General features: G+C 73.5%; 14 protein-coding genes. 8 read left to right on the top strand and 6 right to left on the bottom strand.

Annotation, left to right across the window (positions count from 1 at the left end):
* Window positions 1–484 precede the first annotated feature (484 nt).
* The gene (locus IG88_RS0116560; RefSeq protein WP_031041080.1) at window positions 485–1,339 is read left to right on the top strand and encodes a polyprenol monophosphomannose synthase; all 855 of its coding nucleotides are present in this window, start codon (window positions 485–487) and stop codon (window positions 1,337–1,339) included.
* Window positions 1,340–1,385: 46 nt separating this feature from the next.
* Window positions 1,386–1,964: an FxsA family membrane protein gene (gene fxsA / locus IG88_RS0116555; protein ID WP_031041077.1), complete on the top strand. Its 579-nt coding sequence runs from the start codon at window positions 1,386–1,388 to the stop codon at window positions 1,962–1,964.
* 105 nt (window positions 1,965–2,069) lie between these two features.
* Here fxsA and IG88_RS0116550 read toward each other — a convergent pair whose 3' ends face one another.
* The 4 genes from IG88_RS0116550 to IG88_RS0116535 all read right to left on the bottom strand — a co-directional run bounded on the left by IG88_RS0116550 (window position 2,070) and on the right by IG88_RS0116535 (window position 5,578).
* Window positions 2,070–2,444: an RNA polymerase-binding protein RbpA gene (locus tag IG88_RS0116550; RefSeq protein WP_003977404.1), complete on the bottom strand. Its 375-nt coding sequence runs from the start codon at window positions 2,442–2,444 to the stop codon at window positions 2,070–2,072.
* Window positions 2,445–2,721: 277 nt separating this feature from the next.
* Window positions 2,722–4,077 carry an MFS transporter gene (locus tag IG88_RS0116545; RefSeq protein WP_031041074.1) on the bottom strand — a complete coding sequence of 452 codons (1,356 nt, stop codon included), beginning with the start codon at window positions 4,075–4,077 and terminating at the stop codon, window positions 2,722–2,724.
* Between the two features lie 53 nt (window positions 4,078–4,130).
* A complete protein-coding gene (locus tag IG88_RS0116540; protein WP_031041071.1) occupies window positions 4,131–4,898 on the bottom strand; it encodes a glycerophosphodiester phosphodiesterase in 768 nt (255 codons plus the stop codon).
* Entirely contained in the window at window positions 4,895–5,578 is a 684-nt protein-coding gene (locus tag IG88_RS0116535; protein WP_031041069.1) for a YczE/YyaS/YitT family protein, read from the bottom strand. The genes IG88_RS0116540 and IG88_RS0116535 overlap by 4 nt, the downstream gene beginning before the upstream one ends.
* 101 nt (window positions 5,579–5,679) lie before the next feature.
* On the opposite strand from IG88_RS0116535, the gene IG88_RS0116530 reads away from it, so the two are divergent.
* Window positions 5,680–7,179 carry a PLP-dependent aminotransferase family protein gene (locus IG88_RS0116530; protein WP_031041067.1) on the top strand — a complete coding sequence of 500 codons (1,500 nt, stop codon included), beginning with the start codon at window positions 5,680–5,682 and terminating at the stop codon, window positions 7,177–7,179.
* Window positions 7,180–7,640: 461 nt separating this feature from the next.
* Here the strand turns inward: IG88_RS0116530 and IG88_RS0116525 are convergent, their stop codons facing one another.
* A complete protein-coding gene (locus tag IG88_RS0116525) occupies window positions 7,641–9,374 on the bottom strand; it encodes a membrane protein (protein WP_031041065.1) in 1,734 nt (577 codons plus the stop codon).
* Window positions 9,375–9,426: 52 nt separating this feature from the next.
* On the bottom strand, window positions 9,427–9,621 hold the full coding sequence (locus IG88_RS0116520; protein ID WP_007447353.1) for a hypothetical protein: 195 nt from the start codon (window positions 9,619–9,621) through the stop codon (window positions 9,427–9,429).
* A gap of 283 nt (window positions 9,622–9,904) precedes the next feature.
* Here IG88_RS0116520 and IG88_RS0116515 point away from each other — a divergent pair, with 283 nt between their 5' ends.
* From IG88_RS0116515 to IG88_RS0116490, 5 genes are all read left to right on the top strand, one after another.
* Window positions 9,905–10,297 carry an ankyrin repeat domain-containing protein gene (locus tag IG88_RS0116515; RefSeq protein ID WP_031041061.1) on the top strand — a complete coding sequence of 131 codons (393 nt, stop codon included), beginning with the start codon at window positions 9,905–9,907 and terminating at the stop codon, window positions 10,295–10,297.
* Window positions 10,298–10,631: 334 nt separating this feature from the next.
* Window positions 10,632–12,050, top strand: a complete 1,419-nt coding sequence (locus tag IG88_RS0116510; RefSeq protein WP_031041058.1) for a hypothetical protein — start codon at window positions 10,632–10,634, stop codon at window positions 12,048–12,050.
* Window positions 12,051–12,208: 158 nt separating this feature from the next.
* Window positions 12,209–12,904 carry a GntR family transcriptional regulator gene (locus IG88_RS0116505; RefSeq protein WP_031041057.1) on the top strand — a complete coding sequence of 232 codons (696 nt, stop codon included), beginning with the start codon at window positions 12,209–12,211 and terminating at the stop codon, window positions 12,902–12,904.
* A 91-nt stretch (window positions 12,905–12,995) separates the two neighbouring features.
* Entirely contained in the window at window positions 12,996–14,522 is a 1,527-nt protein-coding gene (locus IG88_RS0116500) for a hypothetical protein (protein ID WP_031041055.1), read from the top strand.
* Between the two features lie 88 nt (window positions 14,523–14,610).
* Window positions 14,611–15,492: a hypothetical protein gene (locus IG88_RS0116490; protein ID WP_031041052.1), complete on the top strand. Its 882-nt coding sequence runs from the start codon at window positions 14,611–14,613 to the stop codon at window positions 15,490–15,492.
* Window positions 15,493–15,497 lie beyond the last annotated feature (5 nt).

The following is a 15,497-nucleotide window of genomic DNA, read 5'->3' as shown; positions in this document are numbered from 1 at the left end:
ACCTGCGGCGCCTCCGCGCTGACCTGCGCATTGGCGGCAAAGGTGCAGGTCGAACGGCTGTTGACAGGCGACGGCGGGGGGCCGGTAGGTTCGGCGGAGTCCACCACCGGACGCCCGACCGGGGAAACTTCCGCACACGCGTCGCGGCGCCGCTGAGTCAGGGACGGTGTGCCGCACCGGAGCACCGTCACTGGGAGCCAGGCTCAGTGCCCGCACCGCGACGAGGGAACGTTCCGGCCGGTCGGGAGGTGTGACCCGGGTGGGGCCCGGGCGCTCAGTAGACAACGGCTCAGGTCGACCCGCAGCCGGCGGGTCCCGGGCCGGCCCGAAGGGTGCCGGGCCCCCATCCGTCGCACAACGTGCCGAAACGGCCATCCCTACCCCGCTTCCCGGGAACCGACACCACCGAAGGACCGTCCTGTCACGTTGACGCAGGCCGCGGCGATTATGGTGGTGGTCTGTGCACGGACACGAAGGGGCAGTGGTGAACGACGGCGACGGGACGCCCGCGGCTGCGGGGCGTGAGAGGCGGTTCGGCCCCCTGGGCACGGCCCTGGTGATCATCCCGACCTACAACGAGGCGGAGAACATCAAGGCGATCGTCGCGCGTGTGCGCGAGGCCGTCCCCGAGGCACACGTGCTCGTGGCCGACGACAACAGTCCCGACGGCACCGGCCGGCTCGCCGACGAGCTGGCCGCCGCGGACGACCACGTCCAGGTCATGCACCGCAAGGGCAAGGAAGGGCTGGGCGCCGCCTATCTCGCGGGCTTCCGCTGGGGCATGGAGCACGGCTACGGCGTACTGGTCGAGATGGACGCCGACGGCTCCCACCAGCCCGAGGAGCTGCCCCGCCTGCTGACCGCCCTCAAGGGCGCCGACCTGGTGCTCGGCTCCCGCTGGGTGCCGGGCGGCCGGGTGGTGAACTGGCCCAAGTCCCGCGAGTTCATCTCGCGGGGCGGCAGCATGTACTCGCGGATCGCGCTCGACCTGCCGCTGCGCGACATCACCGGCGGCTACCGCGCCTTCCGCCGCGAGACCCTCGAAGGGCTCGGCCTCGAAGAGGTCGCCTCGCAGGGGTACTGCTTCCAGGTCGACCTCGCCCGTCGGGCGATCAAGGCCGGGTACCACGTCGTCGAGGTGCCGATCACGTTCGTCGAGCGTGAACTGGGCGACTCCAAGATGAGCCGCGACATCCTCGTCGAGGCCCTGTGGCGGGTCACCACGTGGGGCGTGGGGGAGAGGGTCGGCAAGGTGCTGGGGCGCGACAAGCGGACTGGTGACAAGCCCGCCGGTACGGCGGCTACGGAGCCGGCGAAGGTGTCCGACGGAAGGGCCTGACCTCCCCCTTATGCCGCACTGAGCCGGGGCCAGGCACACTGGAAGCATGACGACTGGCGCTCAGACCCCCAGGTCCCCCGCCCGGCCCCCGCGCTCCCGGCTGCGCACGTTCCTGCCGCTGGGCGTCGCCCTGTGGCTCGTGCTGGAGATCTGGCTGCTGACCGTGGTCGCGGGAGCGTCCAACGGCTTCGTGGTCTTCCTGCTGCTGGTCGCCGGCGTCGTCCTCGGCTCCGTGGTCGTCAAGGCGGCCGGCCGCCGGGCCTTCCGCAACCTCACGGAGACGCTCAACCAGCAGCAGTCGGGCGTACCGCCCGAGTCCGCCCGCCCGAACAGCGAGGGCAACGGCCTGATGATGCTGGGCGGGCTGCTCCTGATCCTGCCCGGTCTGATCTCGGACGCCCTCGGCCTGCTGATGCTGGTGCCCCCGGTGCAGAAGGCCGTCAGCCGCTACGCCCAGCGGACGGTCGAGCGCAAGCTCCGCGACGCCGGTCCGGGCACCCTGGGGGATGCCTTCCGCCAGGCCCGGATGCACCGCCCGGACGGCAAGGTGGTCCAGGGCGAGGTCATACGGGACGACCACCCGGACGACGCTCCGCAGGGCCCGCGTCCTCCGCTGACGCACTGAGTCCTGCGGGGGCCTCGACGGACACGACGAAACCGCGGGTGCCGCACATGAAGCCATGTGCGGCACCCGCGGTTTTGTCGTGCTGTGTCGCCCTACGGTCTCCCGCTACGCACTCTTGCGGCTGTCTCGCGGATGGACCGCGATGTTCATCGCGCCGGAGCGCAGAACGGCCAGCCGCTCCTCGAGGACCTCTTCGAGCTCCTCGCGGGTGCGTCGCTCCATCAGCATGTCCCAGTGCGTACGCGCGGGCTTGGCCTTCTTCTCCTCAGGGCCGTCGCCGTCCACGAGAAGTGCCTGGGCCCCGCAGACCTTGCACTCCCACTCCGGCGGGATCTCCGCCTCGACCGAGAACGGCATCTCGAACCGATGCCCCTTCTCGCATGCGTACTCCACGGCCTGGCGCGGGGCCAGGTCGATGCCGCGGTCCGTCTCGTAGCTGGTCACCACGAGGCGCGTGCCGCGAAGAGCTCGCTCACTCATGAATCGTGCCTCCCGGGCTTGTCGCCCACAGGACAGGTGTCGCTGTCGTCGTCATCCGGTCAACGTCCGGGCGGCGGTAAAGATTCCCGTCCCGACTCCCGATCCGGGCCCTGCGTCGCCGTCGCAGCCGCAGCCTTGCAACCAGTGCAGTACCCGCCGACGTCCGGTTTGTCACCTCTGCAGCCAGATGTGACATAGCGATTCGGCACCTTTGACGCGCAGTAACGGTACGCCTGGCAGGCCAAACGCGTACACTACAGCCCTTTCGCGCCGAGCGCTAAATCCTTTCGGGCACCGGGTTGCCTGCGTCGCCGATCGCCCGCCGCACGGGCACGCGCGCCAGCAGCAGGAAGCCGAGCACGAAGAAGGCGACCAGCGAGATGATCGCGTCGCGGTAGCTCCCGGTGAGCTGGTAGGTGAGGCCGAAGAGCAGCGGCCCGAGCCAGCTCATCCCGCGGTCGCTCAGCTCGTACGCCGAGAAGTACTCGGCCTCCTTGCCCGGCGGGACCAGGTGCGAGAACAGGGAGCGGGACAGCGCCTGGCTGCCGCCCAGGACGAGCCCGATGCCCGAGGCCAGCACGAAGAACCACCCGGGCGCCCCGGCGGGCAGGAAGTACCCGGCGGCGAGGGTCACCGTCCAGGCGACCAGAGATCCGAGGATCGTGCGCTTGGCCCCGTACCTGCGGGCCAGCAGGCCCAGCGCCAGCGCGCCCGCCACCGCCAGGACCTGGACCAGCAGCACCGCCACGATGAGCGTGGACTGCCCGAGGCCCAGTTCCTCGGAGCCGTAGACCGAAGCCTGGGAGATCACCGTCTGGATGCCGTCGTTGTAGACCAGGTACGCCAGCAGGAAGGCCAGCGTCAGCGGGCGGCGGCGCATGTCGCGGACGGTCGCGGCGAGTTGCCGGAACCCGGGCAGCGCGGCCTCCCGGGCCGCCGCCCGCCGGTCCCGCAGCCGCCGCAGCGGAACGAGCGCGAAGGCGCCCCACCACAGCCCCGCCGACGCCAGGCAGATGCGGACCGCCGCGCTCTCGCTCAGCCCGAACGAGTCGTGACCGGTGTAGAGGACCAGGTTGGCGACCAGGACCAGGGAACCGGCCGCGTAGCCGAAGGCCCAGCCGCGGGAGGAGACCGCGTCGCGCTCCTCGGGCGGGGCGATCTGCGGCAGGTAGGAGTTGTAGAGCATCATCGCGACCGACTGAGCCGCGTTGGCGACGACGAGGAGCAGGCCGCCCAGCAGATAGCGGTCGCCGTCCAGGAAGAACATGCCGGTCGTGGCCGTGGCGCCGGTGTACGCGGCGGCCGCCAGCAGCGGCTTCTTGCGGCCCGAGCGGTCGGCGGCGGCACCCACCAGGGGCATCACCAGCACCGCCACGATCACCGACAGCGACACCGAGTACGCGAAGAACGACCCGGCCCGCACCGGAATGCCCAGCGGGTGGACGTACCCGTCCGCGTCCGCCGCCGACTCGGCGACCGAGGTCAGGTAGGGCCCCAGGAAAACGGTGAGCACGCTCGTCGAGTAGACGGAGCACGCCCAGTCGTAGAAGTACCAGCCGCGCTGCTCGCGCCGCCGTTCGGCCGCCCCGTCGGCCCCGTCGGCCGCGTCCGTCCGCAGGGTGTCGGTGCCCACCCGTGCCCTCGCCTCCCCGTGCACGCGCGCCGCCCCCGGGGCGCGGCCGGGCCTCACGCCCAGACGCCGCGCTCTTCCATGACCTTGCGCAGTGTGTCGATGTGATCGGTCATGATGCCATCCACGCCCAGATCCAGGAGCCGGTGCATCCGGTCCGGATCGTTCACCGTCCACACGTGCACCTGCCGCCCGCGCGCGTGGGCGGCGCGCACGAAGCGGTGGTCCACCACGCGGACGCCCGACTGGGCCTCGGGAACCTGCGCGGCCACCGCCGAGCGGCGCAGCGCGGCCGGTATGCCCCAGGAACGCAGCCGCAGACCGAGGACGCCCCGGGTTCCGTACGAGGTGGCCAGGCGCGGCCCGGCCAGACGCTGGGCGCGGACCACGCGCGCCTCGGAGAACGAGCCGACGCAGACCCGGTCCCAGGCGTCGTGCCGTCCGACCAGTTCGAGCAGGGGCCGCAGCGCGGGCTCCGCCTTCACGTCGATGTTCCACCGCGTTGCGGGGAAGGTCTCGAGCAGTTCCTCGAAGAGCGGCACCGGTTCCTCGCCCGCCACGCGCGCGTGGCGCACGTCCTGCCACGGCAGGTCGGCGATCCGCCCGGCCCCGTCCGTCACCCGGTCCAGGGTCGCGTCGTGGAAGGCGACCAGCTTGCCGTCCCGCGTGGCGTGCACGTCGGTCTCGATGTACCGGTAGCCGGCCGCCACCGCGCGGCGGAACTGCCGCAGCGTGTTCTCCAGGCCGTCCGCGGCCCCGCCCCGGTGGGCGAAGGCGATCGGGCCGGGATGGTCGAGGTAGGGGTGGCGTATCGGCGTGGTCACCGACGCAGTATCGCGCGCCGGGGCCGGCCCGCGGCAACCACCGTGCTGCCGTACGGTGCCGCCGGTACGGCGAACACGCGCAGGAAAACCTGGGCCAGCGGGCCGATCGACACCGCGTAGAGCAGCGTGCCGAGGCCGACCGTGCCGCCGAGGGCGAAGCCCGTCACCACGACGGCGATCTCGACGGCGGTCCGCACCAGCCGGACCGAGAGCCCGGTGCGCTGGTTCAGCCCCGTCATCAGGCCGTCGCGCGGCCCCGGGCCGAACCGCGCGGCGATGTACAGTCCGGTCGCCGCGCCGTTCAGGACGATGCCCGCCACCATCGCGGCGATCCGCAGCGCCCAGCCGCGGGCGTCCGGCACGACGCCGAGCGTGGCGTCCATCGCTGCGCCGATCACCAGCACGTTGGAGACCGTGCCGAGGCCCGGCCGCTGGCGCAGCGGTATCCACAGGAGCAGGACCACCGCGCCCACGATCGTCAGCACCACGCCCATCGACAGCCCGGTGTGCTCCGCGAGGCCCTGGTGCAGCACGTTCCAGGGCTCCAGCCCGAGTCCGGACCTGACCAGCAGCGCGGAACTCGCGCCGTAGAGCACGAGACCGCCGTAGAGCTGGCTCAGCCGCCGCGGGAGTCGGCCCGGCTGCCCGGTCCGCGAGGTGTGAGTGGTCCGCCTGGACAAGAGGTGCCCCCTGTGTGGTCGTAGTGGCCTGCCGCATGACACCCTGTGGCTTGATAGGGAGAGTCAACCATGGCCAATTCGGGGAAGGTGGACTGATTTCCATGGCGCAGTGGACCTCCGCTGTGGGGGCGGGGCAACTGGCCCGGCTCCTCGGCTCGCAGCAGGACCGTCCGGCCGGGCCCGGCACCCGCCGCCCACCGGCCTACCGTGCGCTCGCCGACGGCATCCGGCTGCTCGTGCTGGAGGGGCGCGTCCCGGTCGCCGCCCGGCTGCCCGCCGAACGCGAGCTGGCCCTCGCCCTGACCGTCAGCCGCACCACCGTCGCCGCCGCCTACGAGGCGCTGCGTGCCGAGGGCTTCCTGGAGTCCCGGCGGGGAGCGGGTAGCTGGACCGCCGTGCCGGCCGGCAACCCGCTGCCGGCCCGCGGTCTGGAACCGCTGCCGCCCGAGGCCCTCGGCTCCGTGATCGACCTGGGGTGCGCGGCGCTGCCCGCACCCGAGCCCTGGCTCACCCGCGCCGTGCAGGGTGCCCTGGAGGAACTGCCGCCCTACGCGCACACCCACGGCGACTACCCGGCCGGGCTGCCCGCGCTGCGCGCGATGATCGCCGAGCGCTACACCGCGCGGGGCATCCCCACCATGCCCGAGCAGATCATGGTGACCACCGGGGCCATGGGCGCGATCGACGCCATCTGCCACCTCTTCGGCGGACGCGGCGAACGCATCGCCGTGGAGTCGCCGTCCTACGCCAACATCCTCCAGCTCATGCGCGAGGCCGGGGCCCGGCTGGTGCCCGTCGCGATGGCCGAGGGGCTCACCGGCTGGGACGTGGACCGCTGGCGGCAGGTGCTGCGCGACGCCGCGCCCCGCATCGCCTATGTCGTCGCCGACTTCCACAACCCCACCGGCGCGCTCGCCGACGACGACCAGCGGCGGCGCCTGGTCGACGCGGCCCGCTCGGCGGGGACGGTGCTGGTGGCCGACGAGACGATGACCGAGCTGCGGCTCGACGACGACGTCGAGATGCCGCGTCCCGTGTGCGCCTTCGACCCGGCCGGGTCCACCGTGATCACCGTCGGCTCCGCGAGCAAGGCCTTCTGGGCCGGGATGCGCATCGGCTGGGTCCGGGCCGCGCCCGACGTGGTCCGCAGCCTGGTCGCCGCGCGCGCGTACGCCGATCTGGGCACGCCGGTGCTGGAGCAGCTCGCCGTGAACTGGCTGTTCAACACCGGCGGCTGGGAGCAGGCCGTGACGGTGCGCCGCGAGCAGGCCCGGCAGAACCGGGACGAACTGGTGACGGCGGTACGGCGGGAGCTGCCCGGCTGGGAGTTCGAGGTGCCCCGGGGCGGTCTCACCCTCTGGGTGCGGACCGGGGGCCTGTCGGGCTCCCGGCTCGCCGAGGCGGGGGAGCGGGTGGGCGTGCGGGTCCCGTCCGGGCCGCGCTTCGGAGTGGACGGCGCCTTCGAGGGGTATGTCCGGCTGCCGTTCACGGTGGGCGGCGCGGTGGCCGAGGAGGCGGCGGTGCGACTGGCCGCTGCGGCCCGGCTGGTGGAGAACGGGGGCGCGGGGGGCGGCGAGGCACCGCGGACGTTCGTGGCCTAGGCGTGCTGTCCTGGGACGTCGGTGACACGCGGACCGGGTGCTTGAAAGGGTGAGGGCCTTCTGGGTTCGGTGTGGATTGCGGCGTTCGGTGTGGATTGCGACATCTGCACCGGCGCTCAGGAGGCCCTCCCGTCCCACCGTGATGCCCCGCTGACCCCGACCGGGAGGCTGCGTCCGGCCCGGTGTGTCGTTGAGGACGGCCAACCGCCAGCCGGCCGCGTCACCAACCTCTCCGATCAGCACACCCAGGCGGTGTCTTGGGACAGTCTCAGCACGTCCTGGGGCCGGTCCGGCGGAGCGGGCCGAAGGCTTGCCACCGGTGTTCGTGGACCCCGGCCGGTGAACCCCGGTCCGTGCGGCCGCCGCGGTCGGGGCGGCGCCGGCGCGCTCCGGCCGCCGGGGTTCCCGGACGCGAGGGGGCCGGAGCGGCGCGGTGGGTCGCGCCGGCCCCGGCCCGGGTGTCAGGAGGTCTCCGCGGCGACCGCTTCGGCCGGGACCGGCTCGGACCGGGTCCGCGCGTCCGTCCCCGGCTCCGGCGGCTCCGCGTCCGTCGCGTCCCCGTCCGGCTCATCCGCGGTCACCGGGGCCGGGGCGTCCCCCTTCTCCATGGAGACGGCCTTCGCTCCGGCCTCCGCCGCCTCCGCCTTCGCCTCCGGGGGAAGGGGTGCCTGTTCCCCGTCCGCCGGTGTCGTGCGCGGGGGGAGCAGGTCGAGCACCGCCTGCCGGTGTGCCTCGCTCGTCGCGTCGTCGTAGGGGTCCGGGGTGGCCGGGACCTGGAGGCGGTGCACCGGTCCGGTGCCGAGGCGGGCGTAACCCCGCCCGGGCGGGACCTGGTCGACGGGCGTGGTGTGCGGGGGAGCGCCCAGCGCGGCCGTCAGCTCGTCCGCGCTCGCCGGACCGAGCACGACACGCGCGCGCGTGTGCTGCCGTACGGCGTCGGTGAGGCCGTCCAGGGCGTCGAGCTGGTCGGCGACGACCACGGTCACGTTCGCGGCCCGGCCGTGCCGCAGCGGGAGCTGGAGCAGGGTCTGCGGGTCGCGCCGGCCGCCCGTCTCGGCGAGGTGGGTGAAGGCGGTGGGGCGGTCCAGGAAGACCCACAGGGGACGCCGGGTGTCGTCCGGCGCCGCCAGGCCCTGCTGACGGGCCCGGTTCACGGAGATCAGGCGCCGTTCCGTTTCCGCGGCGGCCCACTCCAGGCTGGTCAGCGCGCCGGTGAGGCCGCACTCCACTGCCAGGACGCCGTCCCGGCCGACCAGGCAGGCGTACTCCCCGGTGCCGCCGCCGTCCACGATCAGCAGGTCGCCGTGGTGCAGCGCCTGGAGGGCGATCGAGCGCAGCAGGGTGGAGGTGCCGGTGCCGGGCTGTCCCAGGACCAGCAGGTGGGGCTCGGTCGAGCGGATACCGGTGCGCCAGACGACCGGCGGCACGTCCCGCTGCTCCGCGCCGTGGGTGAGCGGGAGCGTGCGCTGGACGCCGGCCGGGTCGGTGAAGCCCAGGACGGTCTCGCCGGGCGCCGTCACGAAGCGCTGGGCGGCGATGTCGGTGGGCAGCGCCGGCAGCACGTCCACGGAGAGGTGGTTGGCCTCCTCGTCCCACGTGAAGCGGTACTCCCGGCCCCGGCCGGACTTCGTGGCGAGCAGGTGCTCGATCCGCGCGCGGGACTCCGCCTCGCCGTCGGTGAAGTAGGCGGGGTAGCGGATCACCAGGTGGGTGACGCGGCCGTCGTCGTCGAACTCGTGGGCAGGGAGGGCCTTCTCCCACCCGCCGCCGTGGGAGTACAGCGGGTCGGGGTCCTCGGCGATCGAGAAGTACGGGACCAGCGCCTCGTAGAGCGACTGCAGGCGCCGGCTCCGCGAGTCGTCGGGGACCGCGGGCGCGGGCGGGGTGCGGTCCCTGCCCTGCCAGGCCGCCGCCGCCATCAGGACGACGACGGCGAGCAGCGGACCGTACGGCACGAGCGCCACGACCAGGACCACCGAGGCCACGAGGAACAGGAGCGCGCCGCGCCGGTCCTTGGGGGTCTCGGTCCACCTGCGCCCCGCGGCCGAGGCCAGTCGGCGCAGACCGCGGGCGATCGTGATCAGCGGCTGGAGGACGTCGGTGGCGCCGTCGGCCGCCGTCCGGGCCAGCTCCCGGCTCCGGGCGAGCTGTGCGCCGCCGTTGCTCAGAATGCGGGGGAGGGGCCGCCGGGCCACTGCTGCCTCCTGGAGGTGCGTACGTGCGGATGTCGGGCGGGGGAGCGGGCCGTCAGAACTTGATGCCGCCGAGGAGGCCCGCCAGGCTCTCGCCGCCCGCCTTGATGCTCGGGGCGATGGCCGTACTCGCGAGGTAGAACCCGAAGAGAACGGCGACCAGCAGGTGCGAGGCCTTGAGGCCGTCCTTGCGGAAGAAGATGAAGACGACGACGCCGAGCAGGACGACGCCGGAGATCGAGAGGATCATGTGAGTTCTCCTGGTTCACGGGGACAGTCACCATGAGTACTGCCAGGCTCACAGCATGTATCCATACGATAAAAGGTGCAAATGGGGGAAATTCGCGAGAATTGCCCCAGGTGGCAGAGGGGTCCTTGATCCGCTCGGGTGTCCCGCGAGCCAGTACCCTGGCGATTCGCTCGCGCGGCCACACCGCTCGTGGCCGTGCGTACACGTTGTCCCCGGCGTCCGTCGGCCCTTCAGGACGGGCGGCACGTTCGCGGTGACTGAGCAGTGAGAGGTGGTCCGGCCGATGAGTGAAGCCCCCGACCCCGAGGTCGTGGAGCTGGCGACCAAGATCTTCGACCTGGCCCGGCAGGGGCGGACCGAAGACCTGGTGGCGTACGTGGACGCCGGTGTCCCCGCCGATCTCACCAACGACCGCGGCGACTCCCTCGTCATGCTCGCCGCCTACCACGGCCACGCCGACGCGGTGCGCGCGCTGCTCGCCCGTGGCGCCGACGCCGACCGGGTCAACGACCGGGGTCAGACGCCACTCGCCGGGGCCGCCTTCAAGGGGGAGACGGAAGTGACCAAGGCGCTCCTGGAGGCCGGCGCGGACCCGGCGGCGGGCACCCCGTCGGCCGTCGACACGGCGCGGATGTTCGCCCGGGCGGACCTGCTGGAGCTGTTCGGCGCCTCGTGACGGGGCGGCGGAACGGAACCCGCCCGGGGCCGCTCCGCACTTTCTGACCAGGCAAAACACTGAAAACGGGGGAGGCGGTGCAGGGCCGCCGGAATTTCGGTCGCGGCAGATGTGACCGCCGGGTCATCATGACGACGTGGTTCACGGACGTGATGGCCGGGCAGATGTTGCCGCACCGCGCGGGCCGTGACACGGCCCGCAAGGGCCACCGACGAGAGGCAGAGGAACATGGCTTTCAGCAAGCAAGAGACGGCGGGCGCTCCGACGTGTTGGCGCACGGCCAGGTAACGCGTGCTCCCCGGTTGCGTCGACGCTTGATGTGAGGCTGTTTCCCATGTTCGATCCGGTCATAGCGCCCAGCGGTACGCTGCTCGGCCTGCTTCAGCGGGGTCGCGGCGACGGCACGCTGCACGCGCTCACCGCTCCGCGTGCCGAAGCGCTCGCGGCGCTGAACCACTGTGTGCTCCACGACCCCCGCCACGACTGGCAGGTCGAGAACCGCTCCCTCTACTACGCCCGCCTCTACCTCGACCTGGACGGCGAACTGGACGCGGTCGAGGCCCACCTGTTCGACCCCGAGGACGTCCTGGTCGCCGACGAGTCGCGCACCGGGCTGGCCCTCGCGGTCCTCGGCCATCTCGCCGCCTACGGCAGGCTGGACGCGCTCCAGTTGCTGCGCCGGTACGCCGCTCACGGCGTCAACTGGGCGTGGGCCCTGGACGAACTGGCGCTGCGCGACGACGACGCCGGTCTGCGCGCCCTCGCCGCCCCCGTGCTCGCCCGCTTCCCGCGCGACGCCGAGGGCGAGGCCGAACTCGCCGCCGCGATGCGCGAGGCCTTCGAGCCCCGGCCCTGGCGCCTGTGGGCCGACGATCCCCGCGAATCGATCGCCACGCGCGTGCGTGCCGCCCAGGAGACGGGCTGCTTCGACCGCTGGCAGCGCCAGATGGACTCCACCGGGCCGCGTCCCGGCTGGAGCGTGCGGGCCGTGTTCGAGTGGGCCGAGCAGGGCGTCGAGCGCGGCACCCCGCTCCATGTGCCGGCCGCCCGCTGTCTCACCGCCGTCGCCGGTCCCGAGGACCGTCCCGAGATCGTCGAGGCCGCGCGGGCCGGCACCGAGGGCGCCCGCTGCACCGCCCTGCGCTATCTCGCCGACGGCGACGACCCGGACGTCCTCGACCTCATCGAGCGTGCCGTGGCCACCGGCTCCGCGGCGGTCGTGGAGGGTGCCGTCGCCGCCTACGAGCGGATGCGCGGCCCCGCCGCCGTCGACCGGGCCCGCGGCTGGGTGCACCGGCCCGACGCCCTGGGCGCCGCCGCCGGGCGCGTGCTGGCCTGCCGGGGCGCCGCCCAGGACCGCGATCTCGTTCTCGCCGCGCTGCGCGAGGCGGTACGCGGCGAAGGCCCCGACGCGCCGACCCTGTGGACCCTCGTCGACGGCACCGGGCGGCTCGGCATCGCCTGCGCCGCTCCCGTACTGCGCCACATCTACCGCGAAACCGCCTCCTCCCACCTGCGCGGCCGGGCCGCCCGTGCACTGGCCGCCACCGATCCGTCCTTCGCGGCGGGCTTCGCCGTCGAGTGTCTGTGGGACTGCGAGGAGACCACCCGCGAACTCGCCGCCCGCCACGCCGAGACCGGCGACAACCGCGTCGTGGAACGGCTGCGCAGGCTCGCCAGCGACCCGGCCGAGGAGGACGAGGTCCAGACGGCGGTGCGCAGCCGCTTCGGCCCGGACGCGCCGGCCGTGTGAGCGCCGCGCCGCCGTCGCGGGCGGCTCCTTCCCCCAGCGCGCGCAACGCGTCGGCCCGGGCGCCCCGCCGGACCCCGGGCTCCCGGGCCCGCGCGATCGTTCAACGATCCCTCGATACCCCTGTTGTTTCGTCCTGGCATCTGCGATTGAATCCCGGCATGGCAGAGCAGTTGACGGGACTGGCCGGCGACCGTGCCCTCCTCGGGCGGACCAGTACCGCCGAGCGGGTCTCGGACATCCTCAGGAGCCGGATAGCCGAGGGCTACTTCCCGCCCGGGACCCGGCTCTCGGAGGACGGCATCGGCGGCGCCCTCGGCGTCTCCCGCAACACCCTGCGCGAGTCGTTCCGCCTGCTCACCCACGAACGCCTGCTCGTCCACGAACTGAACCGGGGCGTCTTCGTCCGCGTCCTGACCGTCGAGGACGTCGAGGACATCTACCGCACCCGTTCCCTCGTCGAGTGCGCCGTCGTCCGCGGCCTCGGCGAGCCGCCGTACCGTCTCGACGGGCTCGCCGAAGCCGTCGAGGCCGGGCGCCGGTCGGCCGGTGAGGGCGACTGGAAGGGCGTGGGTACGGCCAACATCCACTTCCACCGGGAACTGGTGGCCCTCGCGGGCAGCGAACGCACCGACGAACTGATGCGCAGTGTCTTCGCCGAACTGCGCCTCGCCTTCCACGTCGTGGACGACCCGCGGCGCCTGCACGAGCCGTACATCGCCAAGAACGAGGAACTTCTCAAGACCCTGGAGAGCGGTGGGCGGGAGGCCGCGGCCCGCATGCTCGCGGTCTACCTCGACCACTCGCTCGAGCGCGTGGTGGAGGTCTACCGGCGGCGCGTCGGGGACGACGCGTAGGCCGGGGCCGCACGGCTGCCCGACCCCGTGCCCCCGGGACAGATCTGCGCCGTTTGGGCCGATGTCAGACCGAGGACCTAGTCTGTGCACCGTGACTTCGCCTGCATCGACGGACAGCGTTCCGCCCCAGCTCAGCGCGGGGCCGCGCCCCGCCCCGGGCCCGGCCGCCGACGAGGGGCTGGCGCGGCGGCTGCGCGCGCTCGCCTGCACCGCGCCGTTGCACGACCTCGACGCGCGCAAGGCCAACCTCGCCGGTGAGTACTCGGTGTACGGCATGGCGGAGGTCGCCCTCGCCGCCATCGACCTCGTCACGCTGAACATGGACTTCGACACGGGTGCCGATCACGACCAGATAGTGGCCAGGCTCGTCCCGCGCGTCGCCGCCCAGGCCCCGCACCGCCCCGCCGCCGAGCACGAGCGCGTGGCCCGCTGGGTCCTGGAGAACCTGATCAACGTCGGCAGCGTCGACCGCGGCTTCCGCGCGGTGTACGGCACCTTCGGACCGGACGGCACCTACGTGCGCCGGGACTACGACTTCAAGCTCCTCGAAGAGGTCCCCGGCCCCGGCGGCACCGTCTACCTGCGCACCACCGACGAGGCGGTCAACGTCCTCGTCGGCGCCCTGGACACCGACGTCACCAGCGCCCAGATCGCCGCCGAGGTCAAGCTCGAGGTGCTCATCAGCCGCGGCCGTCTCGCCGACGCCCAACTGGCCGCCGAACAGGCCCGGTACCGGACCGTGCAGTACTCCGAGACGCTGCGCAGGGCACTGGACGCCACCCGGCGCAACGTCCGCGCGGTGGACTGGCTCAGCGCCGTCCCCGACCTGATCGCCGAGGCCCTGGACCACGTCGCCGACCGGTACCGCCACGAGAACGCGATCCTCACCAACATCCGCAAGGCCCGCGACGAGACCGAGGACGCCGGGCACAAGCGCCGCGCGGCCGAGCTGGTCGACATCGTCAAGGACTGCATCCGCCGCCACACCCAGCTCCAGTCCCGCCTCCTGGAAGCGGGCCCGCTCTTCCGCGCGGAACAGGACCGGCAGGCCTTCGCGACCCCCCTGACCACCTCCGGCCTCGACCTGTACGGCCACCTCGTCGCCCCCGTGCTGCCGCTGCCCGTGGAGAGCGCGCTGCGCGTCACCGACGCCTTCTTCGCCCGTGGCACCGGCTTGCGCACGCCCGTCTCCGTCCGGGTCGGTGACCTCGTCGACCTCCTCCTGACCCCGCCGGTGGAGCGGGAGCACCTGGGGGCCGAGATGCCGGAGCCGGACCTGATCGCCACCCCGGACGACAGCCGCTTCAGCGAGGAACAGCTCGCCGCCGCCACGGAGCTGCTCGACCTGCCGCACGACGCCCCGCGCCGCCTGTCGGGGCTGCTGGCCGACGCCCGCGAACGGGACGCGGACCTGCCGTACCTCGTGGCCCTGCTCGCCGTCCACGCGGCCAGCCCGCCGGTCGGCACCGCCTACCGCCAGGGCGAGCCGAAGCTGCTGTTCGCCGTGGACGACGGCACCGAGCTGGACGACCCCGAGTTCGGCGGCGCCGACCTCATCGTCGGCACGGCGCTGCTGGACGCGGCGGGCATGGCCGCGGACCGTACGGAGGCGGCATGACCGGCCCGCGCCGCCCCGCCCACCGTCCCACCCACCGCCCGTCCCGCCACCGCGGCACCGAGCGGCAGCACAGCAAGGAGTACCGACCGTGACCGAGCACGTCGACCGGAGCGAACCGGAGGCGGGTGCCGCACCGGCCACCGCGGCCGTCACGCCCGCCGACGCCGCCGACGCGGCGCGGCTCGTCGCCTTCGGCCTCCAGCCCAAGCTGCTCCCCGCCCGCGACCAGGAATACGCCGACCTGCTGCGCCGCTACCGCGAGGACCCGCCCTTCGCCCGGCTCGCCGACGCCGTGGCCGCCGGTCTCGGGCTCGTCGTCCTGGAGGTGTCCCCCCGCGCGGGGATGGCCGTCACCGCGGCCGAGGACTCGGTGTTCGCCGTCCGCATGGGCGACTACGCGCGCCGCGCCGCCACCGACTCCGGCGACCGCTTCCTGCACGGCCTCGCCCACCTCGCCGTCGCCGCCATGGCCTACCCCCGCCCCGAGGACCTCGCCGACGACGGCTACATCGGCCGCGTCACGGTCAACGGCGTGGACGCGTTCGTCCGCCAGGCCTGCCGCAGGCTCGAGGAGCGCGCGGAGCAGCAGGGCGAGAACACCGACCCGGCCACCGACGCCCCCGGCCTGGAGGCCGCCTGGCGGATCTGGGTCAGGCGCAGTGCGACCGGCGCCACCAAGGACGCCCGCAGACTCCCGGGCTCCACCACCGGCATCGTCGGCAGGGCCGCCGCGTTCCTCACCGAGTCCGGCTTCCTCCAGCGCACCGGCGACGACCACGGCGGCACGTACCGGACGACCGCCCGCTACCAGCTCCAGGTGCGCGACATGGCGGGCAGCGCCGCGATGGCCGAACTGCTGGACCTGGGCGTCGTCCCGGTCACCGACGGCACCGCGACGCTGCTGCCCGCCGAGGAGACGGACGACCTGGAGCTGGTCGCCGACGCCGGCCTGCCCTTCCACTCCTCCTGACCCGC

This window comes from Streptomyces sp. NRRL F-5650 (genome assembly GCF_000721365.1).
Lineage (GTDB): Bacteria > Actinomycetota > Actinomycetes > Streptomycetales > Streptomycetaceae > Streptomyces > Streptomyces ardesiacus.
The sequence above is the reverse complement of the archived record's forward strand: the minus strand, read 5'-3'. Positions and strand labels throughout refer to the sequence as shown.